The following is a 21256-nucleotide window of genomic DNA, read 5'->3' as shown; positions in this document are numbered from 1 at the left end:
TCCTCATCCCCTTACTCCCTGGCTTGTTCGAGAATTGCCTCCGCTCCGCGTTCAATCAGCTTCCGGGCTACGTCCTCCCCAAGCTTGTCCGGATCGGTCCCGGTCATCGTTTCTTTCAGGATGACGTCTCCGTCCGGGGAGCCGACCATTCCCGTCAATTGTATGACATGTTGTCCGGCCGGGGAATAATCCTCCGTCGTTTTAACCAAGACTGCATGCGCCCCGATCGGAACTTGGCAGCCGCCGTTCAGCACGCCTAAAAATTTGCGTTCCGCCGCCACGGTCAGCTCGGATTCCTTGTCGTTGTACAAGGCCAGCAGCTTCAGCAGCTCCTCGTCGTCCCCGCGGCATTCGATGCCCAGCGCCCCTTGCCCGACGGCAGGCAGACAGGTTTCAACCGGAAGATAAGCCGTGATCCGATCCTCCCAGCCCATGCGGTACAAACCGGCCGCAGCCAGCAAAATCGCCTGAAATCCTTCCGTTTCCAGCTTTTTCAGGCGTGAATCGATGTTGCCGCGCACCGGCTCGAGCGTCAGGTCTGGACGGTACGCCTTCAGCTGGCTGGAGCGGCGGAGGCTGCTAGTCCCCACTTTCGCGCCTTGCGGCAGCTCATCAATGTTTTTGCCGTCCAGCGTGATGAGACAGTCGCGTGGATCCACCCGGCGCGGCACCGCGCCGTTGATCAGTCCATCCGGCAAAACCGAAGGCATGTCCTTCATGCTGTGCACCGCCATGTCGATTTCCCCGTCAAGCATCGCCTGCTCGATTTCTTTGACGAACAGTCCCTTGTCCCCGACTTTGGACAACGTGACGTCCAAAATGCGGTCGCCTTTGGTTACGATTTTTTTCACCTCGAAATCAAATTCGAAGCCATGCTCCTTGCAAAGCTTTTTCAGGTCGTCGATGACCTGTCCCGTTTGTGTCAGTGCCAGCGCACTTTGTCTGCTGCCTACTACGATTGTCCGCATTTCTATTCCTCCTGGTTGTCGTCGATCCACTGCCTGATTCTCTCCGCGCTCCAGCAGGCGAAGCCGTCCCGCCGCAGAGCGTCAAGCATGTCCGGTCCGCTTGCCTTTTTTAACAGCTTTTGCCGTGCCGCCGGATCGCAAACCTGCTCCTTGATCGTTTTTCGCATTTCATATAAGCAATCGAGATAAGCCTCGTATTCCGTACCGAATTGTTCCTCCAGCTTTCTCCGGATCGTGCTCGCCGCAAGCGGCCCGGCTCCCGAAGCCGAAACGGCGATCAAAAGCCGCCCCCGGCGAAGGACGCTCGGATGGATGAAGTTTCCCGATTCCGGACGATCCGCCACGTTGGCCAGAATGCCGCGGCCGGCGGCTTCCTCGGCGACGGAGCGGTTCACTTCCGGATCGTTTGTGGCGGCATGCGCCATAAACGCCCCTTCCAGATCTCCCGGCGCATATTTCCGGGACAACCAACGGAGCTCTCCCTGCTCATGACGCTGCTTCAGGACCGGCGTAATCCGAGGGCTGATGACCGTCACAAGCGCGGAGCAGGCGAGCAGCTCGCCCGCCTTTCTTTCGGCGACCCGCCCGCCACCGACCACGACGCAGACGCGTCCCGCACAATCCAGCATGATCGGCATATACGACTTCACGCCGCATCACTCCCCACTCCAGCGATGAAAATCGGACCATGAATTCAACACAAAAATGATGATGATAAACAGATAGCCCGTCAGCAGCCATTTCGCCATCAACGTTCCCGTATGCTGCTGCGAGCGTTTCTTGAACAGATAGAAATAATAAAACCCGAGCCCCGCAAGCGTCGCAAGCACCTTCAAATCTAGAAGCAAGTTGATCCTGCCTTCGGAGACGACCGACAGCACCGCGACGATAAAGGAAACGGTCAACACGGGCGTCCCGATGAAAGCAAGCGAATAAGCATATTTGTCGAGTATTTCAAGGCTGGGGAGGCGCCGCACCGTGTCCGTCCATTTCTTTCCTTTCAATTTTCGGTGAAGGAACAGGTACATCAGCGCAAAAACCGCCGCGATGGTATAAATGACGAAACTTAGATTAGCGAGCGTAATATGAAGGACAAGCAATCCGTGTACCGTTTCCCAAGTTTTCAGCGGGTTGTTGCCCGGCGAAAACCACAGCCGGTTCAACACCTGCACGCCGAAGCCGATGATGCTCAGCAGCAGCACGGCAAACTCCGCCCGCTGCAGCAAATTCATGATTAGAGCCGCCACGACAAGGCTGAACGCCAGCAGCAGCAAAAAATCGAAAGGCGTAAAAATCGGAAGCGTATGTTCCTCCATAGCTCTGTTAAACAACGCTCCCGCCTGCAAAATGCCGACTACGGCAAGAAGCCCTGTACCCATCCGCTTCGCGCCCCGATTGCGTCGTATGCAATCCGAGATAAAAAACAGAAGGCTCAGGGCATAAATATAAATTCCTGCATCATAAAATCCAGTGAGCATGTCCACTCCCCCTGACAGCCGATTACAGGCCTGCTGGCGTCAGCGATCCTTTAATGGCAAACGGTTTGTGCTCATGCTTTTCCCTGCCGGGTTCGTTTGAGGTTCCGGACTTGCTGCGAAGGCCGTCCTTCGCCTGCCCGGCGTCCTGCAGCTGGTCTTCAAGCGCAAAAATATGCGTGAAGTATTCCAACGCCTCGTTTCCGTTTGTCTCTGCCGTCAGCTCCTTGATCCGGTTGATCGGATCATGCATCATTTGGTTGACGATGCTTTTGGTCAGACGGTGGATGACTTTGCGCTGGCGTTCATCCAGCTCCGGCAGCTTGTTGAACAAGCTTTGAAGCGTTTCTTCGTGAATCGCCGAGGATTTTTCCTGCAAAGCGCGGATGACCGGTCGAACGCCCAGCGTTTTCAACCATTGCTGGAACTCGCCCATTTCATGGCGGATCATCACTTCGATTTTGGCCGCTTCGGCCTTGCGCATTTCCAGATTGCTTTCGACAATCCCTTCCAAGTCGTCAATATCGTACAGGAAGACGTTGTCCAAATCGGCAATCGCCGGGTCAATATCCCTCGGAACGGCAATGTCGATAATAAATAGCGGACGGGATTGGCGTTTCTTCATGCTTTCGCTGACCTGCGCCCGGTCGAGAACGTAATCCTTGGCTCCCGTGGAACTGATCAGGATATCCACATCCTGCAGCCGCTGCATCGCCTGTTCCATCGTGCATGGAGTCCCTTCGAACTTGCTGGCAAGCTCTTCGGCGCGGGCGAGCGTTCTGTTGGCGACGATAACCTCTTCGGCACCGTTCGCGTACAAATGTTTGACCGTAAGCTCGCTCATTTTTCCTGCGCCGAGGATCATCACCTTTTTGTTGTCAAACATGCCAAAAATCCGTTTGCCCAGCTCTACGGCCGCATAGCTGACGGAAACGGCGCTTTCCCCGATGGAGGTTTCCGAATGCGCTCTTTTGCCCAGCGTAACCGCCTGCTTAAAGAGCATGTTAAACCAGGTTCCCGTCGCTTTTTCCTGCTGGCTGAGCAGAAACGCCGAACGGATCTGGCCCAAAATTTGCGTTTCACCGATGACCATCGAATCCAATCCGCAGGTTACGCGGAACAGGTGGGAGATGGCCCGTTCATTTTCATATATATATAAATGCCGGGTAAATTCCTCGCGCGGAATGTCAAACCACTGCTCCATAAAACTGCGGATAAAATGTCCGCACATGTGCAAGCGGTCCACCACGACATAAATTTCCGTTCGATTGCACGTGGCAACGATAACACCTTCCATGACGCTCTTCGTCTGCATAAGCTGGCTGAGCGCTTCCGGCAGTTCGTTCTGCTCGAACGTGAAACGTTCCCTTACTTCTACAGGCGCTGTACGATAGTTCAATCCGACAACGACGATATGCATTAACATGTTCACCTGCCTAAGCTTTCGTTTCAAACAACGAGTTTTGCGGTCGCTTTTCCAAGCATCCGCTTTTGAAAAGTCCGCGCAAAATTATTCAAATCCTGCACCGGATCCAATTGCAGCTTTTGTCGAGTTGCTATATTTAGTATAGCACAGTTGTCCGGATCCCCTGCACGATTTTATGAATTGTTTATGAAAAAATACACGCATTGCCTAAAGCATTTTACTATCTTGCCAAAAACTGTTCCGGTTTATACGACCGGCGCTCCTTATTTCCCCTTGACCAGCTCGGCCAGCTGCTTGCCCGTTTTTTTCAATTCATCGTTTTTCGAGGAAATGACATGCCCGCTTTCGCTCAGCAGCTGCTGATAGGACTGGAGCGCGCCCGAAAACAACCCGCCGTACTCCCGAAGCAGCTCCTTCTCCTCTTCCCGAAGCGGCCGGTTTCCTCCGATCTGCCAGGACGTGATGGCATCCACCAGACCGCCAAGCGCCGGAAAGGCGTAAAGGTTGTTTCTGCCCAGCGCATTGGCCAGTCTGTCGTGGGTATACGCGGCCGAATAAGCCGCCAGCTTCAGCGCGTTCAAACCGTTCGTATCGCCGCTGTCCGCGGCATCCAACAGCGAAGTGTTCAACACCTGCATCTGAAAAAGCGATACCTCGTACAGCATACGCCCGGCATCCGCATGTTCCGTTTGCGGCCGCATCATCCGGTACCCTTGGATAACCAGCAGCCCGACCAGCACCACCATCAAGCCCAAAAACAGCAAATCCCTGAAACCCCGTCTTTTCATTGGCGAGCCCCCTTTGATTCATAGACAGATTGAACTAAAGTTTGCATCCAACTTCCTGTTAAAAGGGCCCGATGCGGCCCTATAGCCTTCATTTCTTTAGTTCACTCTATATAGATAGATTGAATTAAGTAAGTCACATCCTTGAAACGGATATTCCCTGTGGATCAAGGAATGACAAGTAAAAACTTTAATTCATTCTATATAGATAGATTGAATTAAAGTAAGTCACATCCTTGAAACGGATATTCCCTGTGGATCAAGGAATGACAAGCAAAAACTTTAATTCATTCTATATAGATGAGCTTGTTCCATACTTTTAAAGTATATTGGGGACCCGCAAAACAAATAACCATGGAGGGCAGCCTCCATGGTTATGACTCATTATCAATTGTTAAGCGCCGCGGCCTACTATACCAGCTCGACTTGTTCGATTTCCGGCGTTTCCACCTTCAATTCGCCCAATCCGCGTACAAGCTTTTTCGCATACGTTTTTTCGGGTTTCAATACGGATACCAGGTAATCGATTGCCAATTGTGGATCGACGGTTTCGCCGCAGGTGTAGCAATCGATCGCTGCAAATCCTCTCTCGGGATACGTGTGAATCGAGAGGTGACTTTCCGACAGCAAAACAAGCACTGTCGCCCCTTGAGGTTCAAATTGCTTGGATTGTACCGACATCACTGTTGCGCCGCATGTTTCGGCAGCCTCAACCAGTTGGGCTTGCAAAAACTCCGCATCGTTCAGCATATCGAAGTCGACTCCCCAAGTATCAACAGCAACGTGTCTTCCGAAAGTTGAGTATTCCATCTTCCGGTTCCCCCTTCCTAGGAATAAAATGTTTGAAAATTTCATCCGCTAGGACCTACGTCATTCACTTCCCGAGGGAATAATCTCTCGCAACATTCAATGTCCTGAGTGAATCCTGGTTCCTAATATATTCTTTTCAACGAGTTTAAAAATAACATCTATCAGGGCGAATTGCAATACTTTTTTTAAAACTCCGGGCGTTTTATTTTCTGATGGCGTGTCCCGGCTTCAACAAGCAATTCAACGGCGTTTCAACGGCGTTTCAACGTTGTTTGCGGTCGTTTGTCCGCAAGGTTTTCCACCTGATTTTCGAGACGTCTGCAGCTGTGAACTCCGCGCCCATGGCTTCAATACTTGCCCTTATTTCCGAACCATGAATCACGCAAAAAAGGAACCCCTTCTTGTGCGAAGGAGTTCCCCGTTTCATCTATGGATTAGGCCTCTAATGCGAACCATTTTGCGGCCCCTTGCCGCAGCTTCTCGTCGATTCGGGCGACTTCGTCGCTCGTTTCCGCCTTGTTGCGTTCATCGAGCCAATAATCGATGTCCTGGTAAAGCCGGGATATTTCCTGCTCGACGTCGTTCAGCTGATAAACCCGCTGAAGTTCGCCTGCGGTATGTTTGTATTGATACACCAATTTGCGGCCGGAAGCGGTCGCTTCCTCAATCTTCCGGACGGAACCCTGTTCATAATAATACAACATCGTGAATCCTTGATAAATACGTTTCACGACGCCGTTTCCTTTGCAGTCGGTAAAAAGCTTGCGCACCAGATTCGTCAAACGGGGATTCACCAAGCGGCATGACAACTCACAGAAGTATTGGCCATTCTTACTTTCGAGAGGAAAATGAACCTCCTCGCCGCTTTCGTCTTCAAGCACAATTTCTTGTCCTCCGCTGCCGAGCACTTTCACAATGACGTGCACGTGGCAGCATTCAGCCGAATGCATAAACTGGTTCAATTGAAGCTCCGACATTTGTAATGTGGCTTTCACATACTCCGTGGCTAACCGCTGAGCCATAAAAATCTCCTCAATTCTTTGTGATGACGATAGAAATACGGTTCGAACATGATCGAAGCATTTCTATGGTCGGAAGAAAAATTTCCGCTTAAACGCGGGCTTGCCCCATGGATTCGGATCGCAGATTCGCTTCCGGCTGATCCATGCTTTAGTATTATTATACAGCACATCACAAATCGATTGCTTGCAGCCGGAACCATGAATTTTCTTCATATTTCATAAAAAAACGGATTAAACCGGATTTTAGGGCACACTTTTGGCGGGATGCTCACTTTCCTGCCGGTTAAAGTCTGAATCCCTACGCGATACGCTTAAAATATCTGGCTAATGCGCCGGCTATTGTTCCGTTATTCGGGGTTTTGCTCCGTTTTTGCCGGCAAAGGCTCTTCGCGTTCCAGGCCGGATACGGACGTAATGTGCGCCCAGAGTTCGTCCCTTCCGACGCCGGTTTCCGACGAAAACATAATAAAAGCGTCCGTTTTCCGCAGCAAGAGTGCGTCTTTCATCTGCTTGACATGCTTTTGCCACCGCGTTTTCGGGATTTTATCGGCTTTCGTGGCGACGATGCAGACCGGAATGTCATAATGCTTCAACCAGTCGTACATCAACTCGTCGTCCTTGGTCGGCGGATGGCGAAGATCCACCACGAGCAGAACCAGCTTCAGCGTTTCCCGCTCAAGCAAATATTTTTCGATCATCTTGCCCCAAACCTGCCGCTGCGTTTTCGACACTTTGGCGTAGCCGTACCCCGGAAAATCGACGAAATACAGCTCCTCATTGATGCGGTAATAGTTCAAATGCTGGGTTTTGCCCGGCGTCGAACTCGTTCGGGCCAAATTTTTGCGGTTGATCATGCGGTTGATCAACGAAGATTTGCCTACATTGGAACGCCCTGCCAGAGCAATCTCCGGCAAGGCGTCCACTGGATATTGGTCAGGGCCGACGGCACTGATAACAAATTCTGCTTGGGTTACTTTCATCGTAAAGTTCCTCTCTAGTGCACTTCCGTCTGCTCCACGAGCGCATGCTTCAGGACTTGGTCCATATGGGATACCGGAATGAACTCCACTTCATCGCGGACGCTGTCGGGAACATCGCGCAGATCCCGTTCGTTGTCTTTCGGAAGCAGTATTTTTTTGTAGCCGGCGCGGTGAGCGGCAAGCGATTTTTCCTTCAATCCCCCGATCGGGAGCACCCGTCCGCGCAGCGTAATTTCTCCGGTCATCGCCACATGCTTGGAGACGTGTTTTTTGGTAAGAGCCGAAATAAGGGCGGTCGCGATCGTTATGCCGGCCGACGGGCCGTCTTTCGGAATGGCGCCTTCAGGAATGTGAATGTGGATATCGTTTTTCTCGTGAAACTCCGGATCGATCCCGAGTTCCGCCGCTCTGCTGCGGGTATAGCTGAAGGCAGCCTGCGCGGACTCTTTCATCACATCGCCGAGTTGGCCGGTGAGCGTCAGCTTACCGGAGCCCGGCACGACCGTTACTTCGATTATTAACGTTTCGCCGCCCACCTCGGTCCAGGCCAGGCCCGTTACGGTACCTATCTGGTCTTCCAGATCGGCCACGCCGTGACGGAACTTCGGTGCGCCCAAATAATCCTTGACGTCGTCCGGTCCGATCGCAATCGTCTCCGATTCGCCCGATACGATTTTTTTGGCCGCTTTCCGGCAAAGGGCGGCTACCTGCTGTTCCAAGTTCCGGACGCCCGATTCGCGGGTATATTCCCTGACGACTTTAAGCAGCGCGTCTTCGCCGATTTGCAGCTGCTCATCCTGCAGCCCATGCTCCCGTTTCTGCTTCGGCAGCAGATAACGCTTGGCGATTTGCAATTTCTCCAGTTCCGTGTAGCCCGGAATGTTCAACACTTCCATGCGATCAAGAAGCGGCCGCGGAATATTGTGAATCGCGTTGGCGGTCGTAATGAACATGACCTGCGACAGATCGAACGGAATTTCGATAAAATGGTCGCTGAACGTGTTGTTCTGTTCCGGGTCGAGTACCTCCAGCAGTGCTGCCGAAGGATCTCCGCGGAAATCGGAAGCCATTTTGTCGATTTCATCCAGCAGAAAAACCGGGTTTAACGCTCCCGCCGTTTTCATTCCTTGAATGATCCGGCCCGGCATGGCGCCGACATAGGTGCGGCGATGGCCGCGGATTTCGGCTTCGTCGCGGACGCCGCCCAGCGAAATGCGGACGAACTTCCGGTTTAAGGATCTTGCGATGGAACGGGCAAGCGACGTTTTGCCGACGCCCGGAGGACCTACCAAGCAAAGGATCGGCCCCTTCATCTTTTTGACCAGCTGCTGCACGGCCAAATATTCCAGCACCCGCTCTTTCGGCTTATCCAGGCTGTAATGGTCTTCGTTCAACACCTGCTCCGCTTTATGGATATCGAGATCATCCTCGGTTTTGGTGCTCCAAGGCAAAGCAAGCAGCCAATCGACGTAGTTGCGGATGACGCCGCCTTCCGCGGAGCTTGCGGGCATTTTTTCCAGCCGGTCGATTTCTTTCTCGACCTTCTCTTTCACCCGTTCAGGCAGCTCCTGTTTCGCCATCTGCTCGCGCAGTTCCTCGACTTCTCCGGCGCGCCCTTCCTTCTCGCCCAGCTCTTTCTGGATCGCCTTCATCTGTTCGCGCAAATAATATTCCTTTTGGGTCTTTTCCATTTGCTTTTTGACCCGTTGGTTGATCTTGCGCTCGAGCTCCAGCACTTCCCGCTCGTTGTTCAGAATATCCAGCAGCTTCTCGAGCCGTTTGCCGACGTCGATCGTCTCCAGGATTTCCTGTTTGTCCTTGATCTTCAGCGACAGATGGCTGGTGATCACGTCGGCGAGGCGCCCCGGCTCCTCGATGTCGGATACGGCGGCGAGCGTTTCCGGCGTCACCTTTTTCGATAAATTGATATAGTGCTCGAATTGGCTCAGAACGGTGCGCATCAAAGCATCCACTTCCGGATTGCCGCTGTCTTCTTCATGCAGTTCCCGCGCAAGGACCTCGTAATATTCCTCGTTGTCGGTATACTGTATAATTTCGGCGCGCTCCATGCCTTCCACAAGGACACGGATCGTGCCGTTCGGGAGCTTGAGCATTTGTCTCACATTGGCAACCGTGCCGATGCGAAAAATATCGTCATGCGTAGGTTCCTCTATGTTCACCTCGGACTGAGAACAAAGGAGAATCAAATTATCATCCACCATCGCTTTTTCCAGCGCTTTGACCGATTTTTCCCGGCCTACATCGAGATGCAGTACCATGCTCGGGTAGACCAGAAGGCCTCGCAAAGGCAATAACGGAAAACGGCGGCCTTTCGCTTTACTAAGCCCCATCTGCTTTTGCACCTCCAGCCGTTCTCAGGTTATACACATCCGGTTTTATTTTAGCAAATGTTCACAAAAAAAACCAATCATTCGGCTGCTTCAACATGTGCCCGCATCGGTAATTTGCCCCTGACGGCCCGGCTTCGCCTGCAAAAACGAAGCGGCGGGAGCCTGCGGGAAAATTTCCGGCGCCGCGCTTTTGTCCATCGCCTCGCTTGGTTGTTCCTGCGCCTCGGCTCGTGCATCGGCTTCAGCCGCCTCCGGCTTCAACTCGCTTCCGAAAACATGAAGGAACACTTCCTGTACGTTATCGACCGGAATGACCCGCAGTCCTTCCAGGTTTTCAAACAGCGTTTGCCAGTTTTCCTTCGGGATGATGACCGTCGTCGCTCCGGCTTGAAATGCCGCTTCGACTTTGGCAATGACGCCGCCGATCGGTTTGACGCGGCCATGGATGCTGATCTCCCCGGTCATGGCGACCCGGTTGTCCACCGGAATGCCCTTGACCGCCGACATGATGGCCGTGGCCATGGCGATCCCCGCGGATGGTCCGTCGATCGGCGTGCCGCCCGGGAAGTTGATGTGCAAGTCATAGTTTCCCGGATTCAGACCCAGGGAACGGAGCACGGTCAGGACGTTTTCGACCGAACCTTTGGCCATGCTTTTCCGCCGCAGCGTCCGGGAGTTCCCGCCGATTTCTTCTTCCTCGACGACGCCGGTAATATTGTATTTTCCTTCGCCCGGTGCGACCGGAACGGCGGTCACTTCGATTTCGAGCAGCGCCCCCATGTTCGGACCGTAAACGGCCAGGCCGTTGACGAGGCCCACCTGCGGCCGGTCGGGAACCTTGCGTTCCGGACGCGGTTGAAGCTGGCTGCTGCTTGCTACCCACTCCACGTCGGAGGCGGCAAGCGAATCCCTTTTTTCGGTCAAGGCAAGGCCGGCGGCCAGCTGAATGATGTTGACGGCTTCACGTCCGTTCGTCGCGTACTGTTTCACGACTTCAACCGCTTCCGGGCATGGCTTAAGCCCGATTTTCTGGATCGCGTCCTCCGCGATCCGTCCGATTTCGTCCGGCAGCAGCGGACGGAAATAAATTTCCATGCAGCGCGACCGCAGCGCCGGCGGCAGCTCCTGCGGGGAGCGCGTCGTGGCGCCGACAAGTCGGAAATCGGCGGGGAGCCCGTTTTGGAAAATGTCATGGACATACGCGGGCGTATTGCTGTCCTCCGAATTGTAGTATGCGCTCTCGAGCAAAACTTTACGGTCTTCCAGCACTTTTAGCAACTTGTTCATTTGGATCGGGTGCAGCTCCCCGATTTCGTCGACAAACAAAATGCCCCCATGCGCTTTCGTCACGGCGCCCGGTTTGGGCTGCGGAATCCCCGCAACGCCCATGGAGCCGGCCCCCTGGTATATCGGATCATGCACCGATCCGATCAGCGGATCGGCAATGCCCCGCTCGTCAAAACGGGCGGTCGTCGCATCGATTTCCGTGAACTTGGCGTCAGCCTTAAAAGGGGAAGCGGGATTGCGCTTCGCTTCTTCCATCACGACGCGCGCGGCCGCGGTTTTGCCGACGCCGGGCGGTCCGTATATGATGACATGCTGGGGATTGCCGCTGCACAGCGCTGCCTTTAGCGCGCGCAGCCCGTCCTTTTGCCCGACGATATCCCCGAGCGATTGCGGTCTCGTTTTCTCGGCGAGCGGTTTCGTAAGCGATATGGAACGCAGCTTCCGCAGCTTGTCCATTTCCTTGCGGGATTCCCGGTCCACGGCGGTGCGGTTAGTTTTTTGTCCTCGCAGCAAATTCCAAAAATAGATGCCGATGATGACGGCAAAGAAAAATTGAACCAACATCATGATCATGCTCAAATTCATATCCTAAACCCTCCCGTTTCTCTGTCAAGCGGCCAATCCCCCCATTCTTCGATTCCATGATCCCAGGGTCGGCCTGATACATGGTAGTATAGCCGTTTCACACTTACGTAAACGCAACAAAGCGGGAAATATGGGCATATTTTTAAAATCGAGCAAAATCTCTCCTATAAAAGACGTTTCATCGGGGCAGGCCCGGATCAGTTCGGCATAAAAAAAGCTGCACGCCTTTTGAAAGGCCGTGCAGCTGAACATCATTAATGCTTGCGTCCCGGAATTTTTCCGGTCTCTTCATATACTTTTACGATCTCGTCGATCTCTTTTTTGAGCTCGTCGACCATTTCGGCTTCCGGCACTTTGCGGATCATTTCCCCGTAGCGGAAAAGAAGTCCCTCGCCCCGGCCGCCGGCGATGCCGATATCGGCTTCGCGCGCTTCGCCCGGGCCGTTCACCGCGCAGCCGAGCACCGATACTTTAATCGGTACTTTCAGCTTCGAGATGTAAGCTTCGACCTCGTTGGCGATCGAAAACAGATCGATGTCGAGTCTGCCGCAGGTCGGGCAGGAAACGAGCGTGGCCGCGTTGGAAATCAGGCCGAACGCTTTAAGAAGCTCGCGGGCTACTTTTATTTCCTCGACCGGGTCTGCGCTAAGCGAAATGCGGATCGTGCTGCCGATTCCCATCGCCAGGAGCGCGCCGAGGCCGGCCGAGCTTTTGATCGTACCGGAGAACAACGTCCCGGACTCGGTGATGCCCAGATGCAGCGGATACGGAATGACTTCCGCCGCCTTGCGGTAAGCTTCGATCGCCATCGGCACGTCGGATGCCTTAAGCGATACGATTATGTCGTGGAAATCGAGGTCTTCCAAAATTCCAATATGGTACAGGGCGCTTTCCACCATCGCTTCCGGCGTCGGGTAGCCGTATTTCTCCAGCAGATGGCTTTCGAGCGAACCTGCGTTAACGCCGATGCGGATCGGAATGCCGCGCTCCTTGCACGCTTTGACGACCGCTTCGACTTTTTCGCGGCTGCCGATGTTGCCCGGATTAATCCGGACTTTGTCAATGCCGTTTTCGATCGCTTTAAGCGCGAGCTGGTAGTTAAAATGAATATCCGCAACAAGCGGGATATGAATCCGTTTTTTGATTTCCTTGATCGCTTCGGCAGCTTCGTTGTTGTTCACCGTGACGCGCACGAGTTGGCAGCCGGCTTCTTCCAAGCGGAGAATTTCGGCAACCGTCGCTTCGACGTTTGCGGTTTTGGTGGTGCACATGCTTTGAATGACGACTTCATTGCTGCCGCCGATCGTCAAATTACCGACTTTTACGGGTCTAGTGTCTTGTCTCAAAAACATGGTTTGTTCTCTCCCATAACGCCAAGACTCCACCCCTGCCCCTGCAATCGGCTTGCAGCCTTGAGGGGAGGAAGTGGAGAACCGGCATGAATTTCGGAAAGCGGATGCGTTGCCGCCCTTAGAACTTAGGCGCTTTCCTCTTGTTTATTCTCTTTCTTGCTGAGCAGTTCAGGCACGATTTTTTCCTTCACGACCTGCTCCGTAATGACGCAGTCTTTGATATCGTCGCGGGAAGGAACTTCGTACATGACATCCAGCATAATGCCTTCGATGATCGCTCTAAGGCCGCGGGCGCCGGTATTGCGCTTGATCGCTTCCCTTGCGATGGCTTCGAGGGCTTCCGGCTCGAAGGTGAGCTTTACGTTATCCATTTCAAGCAGCTTTTGGTACTGCTTTGTCAGCGCGTTTTTCGGTTCGGACAAAATGCGCACGAGCGTCTTCTCGTCCAGCGGCTCCAGCGTGGAGATAACGGGAAGGCGTCCGACGAATTCCGGAATCAATCCGAATTTCAGCAGGTCTTCCGGAAGCACCAGACCGAGGTACTCGCCCGGTTTCAGGTCCTTCTGGTTTTCGCCCATCGCGTTGAAGCCGATGACTTTTTTGCCGATCCGGCGTTTGATCATCTGTTCGAGACCGTCAAAGGCACCGCCGCAGATGAACAGGATGTTCGTCGTATCGATTTGGATAAATTCCTGATGCGGATGCTTGCGTCCCCCTTGCGGCGGAACGGAAGCGACCGTGCCTTCAAGAATTTTAAGCAGGGCCTGCTGCACGCCCTCTCCGGAAACGTCGCGAGTAATCGACGGATTTTCGGATTTGCGGGCTACTTTATCGATTTCATCAATATAAATGATGCCGCGTTCGGCTTTTTCCACGTCATAGTCCGCAGCCTGAATCAGCTTCAGCAAAATGTTCTCCACGTCTTCGCCGACATAACCGGCTTCCGTGAGGGACGTTGCGTCCGCGATTGCAAACGGCACGTTCAAAATTTTGGCCATCGTTTGGGCAAGCAACGTTTTACCGGAACCGGTAGGGCCGAGCAGGAGAATGTTGCTCTTCTGCAGCTCGACGTCTTCGATCTTGCTGCCCGTATTGATCCGTTTGTAATGGTTGTAAACGGCAACGGACAGCGATTTCTTCGCTTGTTCCTGGCCGATGACGTATTGGTCGAGAATGTCGCAAATTTCCTTTGGTTTCGGAATGTCTTTCAGATCCAGCTCTTCGTCATGACCGAGCTCTTCTTCCACGATCTCCGTGCAGAGCTCGATGCATTCGTCGCATATATAAACACCGGGACCCGCGACAAGCTTGCGCACTTGTTCCTGGGATTTCCCGCAAAAAGAGCATTTCAGCTGCCCTTTTTCATCGTTAAATTTAAACATGTAAACACCCCTTTAAGATATAATCGGTGAAGTGAGAACCTGGTCGATAATGCCGTACGCCTTCGCTTCCTCCGCGCTCATGAAAAAGTCACGATCCGTGTCGCGTTCAATTTTTTCAAGGGGCTGACCTGTGCGTTCCACGTATATTTGATTGAGCTTTTGTCTCGTTTTAATGATCCAGCTCGCGTGAATCTGGATGTCGGCTGCCTGCCCTTGAACCCCGCCCAGCGGCTGGTGAATCATCACTTCGCTGTTGGCTAGCGCATAACGTTTGCCCGGCGCACCCGCTGTCAGCAGGAGAGAGCCCATGCTCGCTGCCATGCCTACGCAGATGGTGGATACATCGGGTTTAATATATTGCATCGTATCGTATATACCCATCCCTGCAGTAACCGAACCACCGGGAGAATTGATATACAAATGGATATCCTTCTCAGGATCTTCGGCAGCAAGGAACAATAGCTGTGCTATGACGAGATTGGCTACATCATCGTCGATCGCATTGCTGAGGAAGATGATGCGATCCTTCAGCAATCTGGAGTAAATATCGTAAGATCTCTCGCCCCGACTGGTTTGCTCTACAACCATAGGTATCAGACTCATGTGTCCAACCTCTTTTCCGTTTAAAGATGTAATGCGTGCATCCATCAGGCTTACAGCATTATTCTATCATGTTCAAAGCTTGATGTCATTTTTCACTTTCCATCCCGCAGTACAGTGTATGAACCCGTTCAGAAAAAATGGCCTGTCGCACGGCTTGACGCTTTTATGTATCGGGATTTTGCGGGGTTATGGGCCACGCGCAAATCCTTAAATGGACGGAAGAGTGAATAAAATCCATTTTATACATGGTTTATGAATAAAATGGATAATCCTAGTTAAAAATAAGGCACGCAATGAAATATACGTGCCTTATCTCTATAGATTTCATATGAAAGACATAACTGCCGTCATGTCCCCAGATGAGTTAGCCTCTTCCGGAACTTATTCTGCTTTTTCTTCAGCAGTCGCTTCGCTTGCTTCCACTTCCTTGCTGTTTTCAACGAGAAGGTCTACCGTTTTGCGAAGCGAAATTTCGTCACGCAGGCTTGCGAGCGATCCGTTTGCCGCCAAAATGTTGCGGATTTCGTCGGCAGTACGTTTGTAAGCTTCAGCCATCGTTTCGAGCTCTTTATTGATGTCTTCTTCGGTCACTTCGATGTTTTCTTCTTTCGCGATTTGCTCGAGAACGAGGTTGTTGCGAACGCGTTTTTCGGCGTCGTCCTTCATTTGCTCTTGCAGATCGGCCGTCGTTTGACCGGAGAAGCTCAGGAACATTTCAAGGTTCATGCCTTGGCTGCGGAGACGGTTGTCAAAATCGCGCATCATGTTTTGAATTTCGCTGTCGATCATCGCTTGCGGAATGTCCACTTCGGCGTTTTCGGAAACTTTGTCTACGACAGCAGCTTCTTTTTTGCCTTTGGCTTCTTGTTCCTTGCGAGCCAGAAGTTCTTTTTTCAGATCTTCTTTGTATTCGTTCAGCGTTTCGAATTCACTTACGTCTTTGGCAAATTCGTCGTCCAGCTCAGGCAGCTGTTTGCGTTTGATTTCGTGAACTTTGACTTTGAACACCGCTTGTTTGCCGGCCAGCTCTTCCGCATGGTACGTGTCAGGGAACGTTACTTCAACGTCCTTGAAGTCGCCTGTTGCCATGCCGACAACCTGCTCTTCGAATCCAGGGATGAACGTGCCGCTGCCAAGCTCGAGGGAATAACGCTCTGCTTTGCCGCCTTCGAATGGTTTGTCGTCTACATAACCGTCAAAGTCGATGATAGCGATGTCGCCGTCTTGAGCCGCGCCTTCGTCGATCACGACGAGTTCGGCATGACGCTCTTGAAGACGTTTCAGTTCTTCGTTCACTTCTTCGTCGGTTACTTCGACTTTTTCCACAGGAACTTCTACGCCTTTGTAAGCGCCGAGGGTAACTTCAGGTTTAACCGTTACTTTGGCTTTGAACTTGAAAGCTTGTCCTTTGGCGAATTGATCGATTTCGACGTCAGGGCGGTCTACAGGGAAGATGTCCGTTTCGTTAACGGCTTCCGTATAAACCTCAGGAAGAAGAATGTCGATCGCGTCTTGATACAGTGCTTCCACACCGTAACGGGCTTCGAAAATCGGGCGAGGCACTTTGCCTTTGCGGAATCCAGGCACGCTTGCTTTTTTGACTACTTTATTAAAGGCTTTGTCAAGAGCCTCGGATACGCGTTCCGCTTCAACTTCAACTTCAAGAACGCCAAGGTTCTTCTCTATTTTTTCCCAGGTTGCTTTCATTTTATGCTTTCCCCTCCAAAAATATTTCACATGGTCATTGGCTTAACACGCACAGAATAACCACTATAGTATAAACAAGATTGTCCCCTTTTTCAAGGGTATCCCTGAAGCTAGTCTTCAGGCAAGGCTTCCTGTTTTTGCTAGGCGTTCGTTCCTGCGGCCACGAACTGTTTCATGGTGCGGTACGCTTGCTCGAAGCGAAAGCGCATCGTGTCGGTCACGCCGTACATATGCCTGATTTCCTCGTCGCTGCGGCTCCCCGTCAGCGTTTCGGCGACGATCTGGTGCAGCGAGGCCGCCCAGATGTCGATCGTTTCGTCATCCTGCTCGTTAACGATGGAATCATAATCGTCCGTTCCGTAAATGGCCATAATAAACTGCGTCCACAGCTCCTGCGCAAAATAGTAGAGCGTAGGCTCCTGAACTTCCGTTTGTTGGGCTACCCGTTCCGTAATCAGGGCGATCTGAGGCGGAAATTCTTCCGGGCCGAGCGGCACGGATTCAACGTCGATTTGGGCCCGTTCCTGCCCGCGGATCAGCTCGATGCTTCCCAGCATTCCGCGTTTGCGCAAGGTTTGCAGGACGCGGAATTGAAGCAGCGGATGCAACGGCCGGCTTTGCAGCCATTCGACGAGCGCGTTGTCGATATCCGCCCCTTCCAGGTACGATAGCTGCTCGAGCGCAAGCAGATTTTGCTCGCCGAACGGCTCCTGCTGGGCGGTGCGGAGCAGCTTCTCGGCATAAAACCGGTCTTCCGCCAGCTTTGCCCGGACGTTCTGCCGTTTCATGTCCTCTTCACTCGGCTCTTCTTCGGCCTCCCCGTCGTCTTCGCGGTCCTTCGTCCCGTGCGCCGATTGGGGAAAGGCGGCCTCAAGCCACTCCAGCAGCGCCCGCCATTCGTCGTAATGCCGCTGATCCTGCCCTTGGCATTGGAGCAAAAAACGCAAAAGATCCATGGCTTCCCCGTACCGTTCGTTTTCCAGCATGACCGTCAGCTGAATCTGATAGAAGTCGAGCGTCTTTGGAAAGAGGATGATGTTGTCTTTTCCGGGGAATGCGGATTCATTGATAGGGGTTTCCTCCTTTCTACCCGATTTGCTTCAATTAATTGTTGATTATAGCATAACCCTGCCGCACATGAAAAAAACGGGCCGTTCGAATCGCGCCTGTCGCATCGTTTAAGGAGCGGCATGGCAGGGAAATTTTTTTGTCCGGCCTATGATCAAAGGAAAGGAAAGTGTGGTTCTATTAGGGTTTCGTGAACATAATAATAAAATGAACGGAGATTCTTCGTTTTGCGGGGGCAGGTTTGGAGGGTGCAAACCCGAACAATTTTTCTTGCTAAATTATATCAATTTATTATTGCAAAACTTCGCTCCATATGTTACGATATTTCTTGCTTGAAATTTTTCTTGTCCCAGTAGCTCAGCAGGATAGAGCAACGGCCTTCTAAGCCGTCGGTCGGGGGTTCGAATCCCTCCTGGGACGTACAAATGCCGCTCTTTGGAGCGGTTTTTTTCATTCCTCGGAGGGATGAGAACCCAATTGGGTTCGTCGGAGCATTAACTTCGTTAGCATCCGCTTCGCAGTCAGCCCGTAAGGGCTGTATCCCGATCTGGGACGTGTTGCCGCTCTTTGGAGCGGTTTTTTTCATTCCTCGGAGGGATGAGAACCCAATTGGGTTCGTCGGAGCATTAACTTCGTTAGCATCCGCTTCGCAGTCAGCCCGTAAGGGCTGTATCCCGATCTGGAACATGTTGCCGCTCTTTGGAGCGGTTTTTTTCATTCCTCGGAGGGATGAGAACCCAATTGGGTTCGTCGGAGCATTAACTTCGTTAGCATCCGCTTCGCAGTCAGCCCGTAAGGGCTGTATCCCGATCCGGGACGTGTTGCCGCTCATTGGAGCGGCTTTTTTTCATTCCTCGGAGGGATGAGAACCCAATTGGGTTCGTCGGAGCATTAACTTCGTTAGCATCCGCTTCGCAGTCAGCCCGTAAGGGCTGTATCCCGATCTGGGACGTGTTGCCGCTCTTTTGGAGCGGTTTTTTTTATTCCTCGGAGGGATGAGAACCCAATAGGGGTTCGTCGAAGCATTAACTTCGTTAGCATCCGCTTCGCAGTCAGCCCGTAAGGGCTGCATCCCGATCCTGGGACGTGTTGCCGCTCTTTGGAGCGGCATTTTTTATTTAAAGGAATTATTTTTTCTCCCACTAGATTGTTGTCCATAATTCTCGCCACCCTCGGGAATATAATGCACCATATGACACTGCATAAAAGGAGGAGGACCGCTTGAAGATTCGTAAAGCGATCATTCCGGCAGCAGGTTTCGGAACGCGGCTTCTTCCGGCTACCAAAGCAATCCCCAAGGAAATGCTTCCGATCATCGATAAACCCACCATACAATTTATCATCGAAGAAGCCGTCGCCTCCGGAGTTGAAGAGATTTTGGTCGTCACCGGAAAAGGCAAGAAGGTCATCGAGGATCATTTCGATTTTGCCCATGAGCTTGAACATTACTTGCAGCAAAAAGGGAAGCTTGAAGAACTCCGTAAAGTAAGGGAATTCTTGGGCAAAGCAGACATCCATTATATTCGCCAATCAGAGCGCAAAGGCCTGGGGCATGCCATAAGCGTCGGAAGGAAGTTCATCGGAGAAGAGCCCTTTGCCGTGCTGCTCGGAGATACCTTCTTCGAGGCGGAGCCTCCGGCGCTAAAGCAGCTGATCAAAGGATTTGAAAGGCTTCAAACCTCGATTCTGGGGGTTCAGACGGTGGCGGCAGACAAGGTATCCAGCTACGGAATCGTCGACGTGAAACCGTTGATCGAGTCTTTCGCTTTTGCGGACCGGTTGGTCGAAAAACCTCCGGCCGGTACGTTGTCGTCACAGCTGGCCATTGTCGGCCGTTATATTTTGACTCCGTCGATCTTTGATATTCTGGAGAATCAGGCACCTGGGGTCGGAGGCGAAATCCAGCTCACGGACGCTTTGAATCAGCTGTTGGCCAAAGAAGCGGTTTACACCTGCGAAATCGACGGCCGATGGCATGATGTAGGCGATCCGCTTGGTTATCTTAAGGCCATTTTAGCCTTAACGGGACAACGCGAACATCTAAAGGATAACCTGCAGGACGAAATTACCCAGCTTTTGAAGGAAAACAAGCCGGAATAAGCACCGAAGAAAAGCGCAATTCAAAACGATGTTGGGAGAGGTGATGGACCGAATGATCGAATTGGCTTTGGCTTTTAATGATCAGGACGGAAGTTATTCCGAACATGCCGCCGCGGTTCTGGCGTCGGTTTTCCGCAATACGGTTACCATGATCAATGTTCATATCCTTCACGACGAAACCTTAACGGAAGAAAACCAAAACAGGCTTGCAGGTTTAGCTTCCAGCTTTAATCACCAAATCAATTTTTATCCGGTAGCCCTGCCTGTCGAAATGGCTGAAGTGTTATCCGGGAGCAGCTCGCTGGAGCGCTGGACTTCGGGAAGCCTGTACCGCCTTCTGCTGCCTACACTGGTTTCCGTCGACAAAGTCATTTACCTGGACTGCGACATCTTAGTGAATATGGATATCTCTGAATTGTGGGACATCGATTTGAACGGCTGCTATTTGGCTGCGGTTCGCGACCAGGGGATCATGGGCATACCGGATGTTGTTGCGTCGTATGGGCTGAACCCGGAAACCTACTTTAATTCCGGGGTCATCGTATTTGAACTAAACAATATTCGCCAAAACTTGAACTGGTATGTTGAAGTGGTGAACTTTCTGCGCAATTTTCCGGGTACGACCATGCCGGACCAGGACACATTAAACTATGTGTTCGGAGGGAACTATCTTCAGTTGGACGAACGCTTTAACTCTTTCAGCGCCCATCATCCCGACCAGGATTTTTATAATAAAATCGTTCATTTTGCCGGTGACGTAAAATGGTGGGACCCTATTTCTCCGAGTTTTGCCCTGTATGAGGAAAATCTCAATATGACCCCTTGGAGAACGCGTGCCGTCATGCCTGCCGTCATGCCCGCTGTCGTGCCGACCGTCATGCCCGCCGTAACGCCGGCGAAGCCTAGAACATTCAGAAGAAAGACCCGCAGCCGACGCTACCTGCTTATTCCGCGAAGAAGCCGGAAGCCAAGTTATAAAAAACGCATACGCGTGACAAAAAACAAGCAAACGGAGACAAGAAACAGGCAAACAGAGACAAGGAACAAGCAAACAGAGACAAGGAACAGGCAAACGGAAACAAAAATCAAGCAGGCAGAGACAATTGTCAAGCAGACAGAGAGAAAAGTCGGGCAGACAGAGACAAAAAACAAGCAGGCGGAGTCAAAACGGCGCAAAAAAACGGTGCGCATTCCCATGGATTCGGCTGCCGTATTCGTACGGCAAGAGACGAAGAAAACGGCCATCCCCCGACCGAATAAAAAAGCGATTCAACCCAAAAAACAGTCCCCCCGCATCGTTCATGGGTCGAGAGTGCCCACGCCCCCGCTGTTGAACTTGAAATAGCGACCGCCAA

At 52.2% G+C, this 21256-nt stretch carries 17 protein-coding genes and 1 tRNA gene; 3 read left to right on the top strand and 15 right to left on the bottom strand.

All coding sequences use genetic code 11. The annotated features are described in order from the left end of the window. Positions 1–11: 11 nt before the first annotated feature. The 15 genes from hemC to RJP21_RS27055 form a co-directional block, all read right to left on the bottom strand. Positions 12–968, bottom strand: coding sequence for a hydroxymethylbilane synthase (gene hemC, locus RJP21_RS27125; protein WP_310862054.1), 957 nt, complete (start codon positions 966–968; stop codon positions 12–14). A 2-nt stretch (positions 969–970) separates the two neighbouring features. Next, on the bottom strand, positions 971–1618 hold the full coding sequence (locus tag RJP21_RS27120) for a precorrin-2 dehydrogenase/sirohydrochlorin ferrochelatase family protein (RefSeq protein ID WP_310862053.1): 648 nt from the start codon (positions 1616–1618) through the stop codon (positions 971–973). Positions 1619–1624: 6 nt separating this feature from the next. Further along, positions 1625–2446, bottom strand: a complete 822-nt coding sequence (gene ccsA, locus RJP21_RS27115) for a cytochrome c biogenesis protein CcsA (protein ID WP_310862052.1) — start codon at positions 2444–2446, stop codon at positions 1625–1627. Between the two features lie 22 nt (positions 2447–2468). Continuing rightward, positions 2469–3863: a glutamyl-tRNA reductase gene (hemA, locus tag RJP21_RS27110; RefSeq protein WP_310862051.1), complete on the bottom strand. Its 1395-nt coding sequence runs from the start codon at positions 3861–3863 to the stop codon at positions 2469–2471. Between the two features lie 269 nt (positions 3864–4132). Then, positions 4133–4657 (bottom strand): S-adenosylmethionine decarboxylase, encoded by a 525-nt coding sequence (locus tag RJP21_RS27105; protein WP_310862050.1) that lies wholly within the window; start codon positions 4655–4657, stop codon positions 4133–4135. A 408-nt stretch (positions 4658–5065) separates the two neighbouring features. Next, a complete protein-coding gene (speD, locus tag RJP21_RS27100; protein ID WP_160045107.1) occupies positions 5066–5464 on the bottom strand; it encodes an adenosylmethionine decarboxylase in 399 nt (132 codons plus the stop codon). Positions 5465–5898: 434 nt separating this feature from the next. Beyond that, positions 5899–6486: a non-ribosomal peptide synthetase module gene (locus RJP21_RS27095; RefSeq protein ID WP_310862049.1), complete on the bottom strand. Its 588-nt coding sequence runs from the start codon at positions 6484–6486 to the stop codon at positions 5899–5901. A 347-nt stretch (positions 6487–6833) separates the two neighbouring features. Next, positions 6834–7466 carry a ribosome biogenesis GTP-binding protein YihA/YsxC gene (yihA, locus tag RJP21_RS27090; protein WP_310862048.1) on the bottom strand — a complete coding sequence of 211 codons (633 nt, stop codon included), beginning with the start codon at positions 7464–7466 and terminating at the stop codon, positions 6834–6836. Between the two features lie 14 nt (positions 7467–7480). After that, entirely contained in the window at positions 7481–9817 is a 2337-nt protein-coding gene (lon, locus tag RJP21_RS27085) for an endopeptidase La (RefSeq protein ID WP_310862047.1), read from the bottom strand. Between the two features lie 90 nt (positions 9818–9907). After that, positions 9908–11689, bottom strand: coding sequence for an ATP-dependent protease LonB (gene lonB / locus RJP21_RS27080; protein ID WP_310862046.1), 1782 nt, complete (start codon positions 11687–11689; stop codon positions 9908–9910). A 254-nt stretch (positions 11690–11943) separates the two neighbouring features. Further along, positions 11944–13041: a flavodoxin-dependent (E)-4-hydroxy-3-methylbut-2-enyl-diphosphate synthase gene (gene ispG, locus RJP21_RS27075; RefSeq protein WP_160045112.1), complete on the bottom strand. Its 1098-nt coding sequence runs from the start codon at positions 13039–13041 to the stop codon at positions 11944–11946. A 125-nt stretch (positions 13042–13166) separates the two neighbouring features. Continuing rightward, positions 13167–14423, bottom strand: a complete 1257-nt coding sequence (gene clpX, locus RJP21_RS27070; protein ID WP_160045113.1) for an ATP-dependent protease ATP-binding subunit ClpX — start codon at positions 14421–14423, stop codon at positions 13167–13169. A 12-nt stretch (positions 14424–14435) separates the two neighbouring features. Then, positions 14436–15026, bottom strand: coding sequence for an ATP-dependent Clp endopeptidase proteolytic subunit ClpP (gene clpP, locus RJP21_RS27065; RefSeq protein ID WP_160045114.1), 591 nt, complete (start codon positions 15024–15026; stop codon positions 14436–14438). Positions 15027–15407: 381 nt separating this feature from the next. Next, entirely contained in the window at positions 15408–16733 is a 1326-nt protein-coding gene (tig, locus tag RJP21_RS27060; RefSeq protein ID WP_310862045.1) for a trigger factor, read from the bottom strand. 140 nt (positions 16734–16873) lie between these two features. Beyond that, positions 16874–17719 (bottom strand): hypothetical protein, encoded by an 846-nt coding sequence (locus RJP21_RS27055; RefSeq protein ID WP_310862044.1) that lies wholly within the window; start codon positions 17717–17719, stop codon positions 16874–16876. Positions 17720–18147: 428 nt separating this feature from the next. Here RJP21_RS27055 and RJP21_RS27050 point away from each other — a divergent pair. From RJP21_RS27050 to RJP21_RS27040, 3 genes are all read left to right on the top strand, one after another. Further along, positions 18148–18221, top strand: a tRNA-Arg gene (locus RJP21_RS27050). 801 nt (positions 18222–19022) lie between these two features. Then, entirely contained in the window at positions 19023–19901 is an 879-nt protein-coding gene (gene galU / locus RJP21_RS27045) for a UTP--glucose-1-phosphate uridylyltransferase GalU (RefSeq protein ID WP_310862043.1), read from the top strand. 52 nt (positions 19902–19953) lie between these two features. Then, the gene (locus RJP21_RS27040) at positions 19954–21246 is read left to right on the top strand and encodes a glycosyltransferase family 8 protein (protein WP_310862042.1); all 1293 of its coding nucleotides are present in this window, start codon (positions 19954–19956) and stop codon (positions 21244–21246) included. The last annotated feature ends 10 nt before the right edge of the window (positions 21247–21256 follow it).

It is taken from the genome of Paenibacillus sp. VCA1, assembly GCF_031583795.1.
Taxonomy (GTDB): Bacteria; Bacillota; Bacilli; order Paenibacillales; family Paenibacillaceae; genus Paenibacillus_AQ; species Paenibacillus_AQ albilobatus.
Note: the sequence above shows the minus strand (reverse complement) of the source record. Positions and strands in the feature narration are given on the sequence as shown.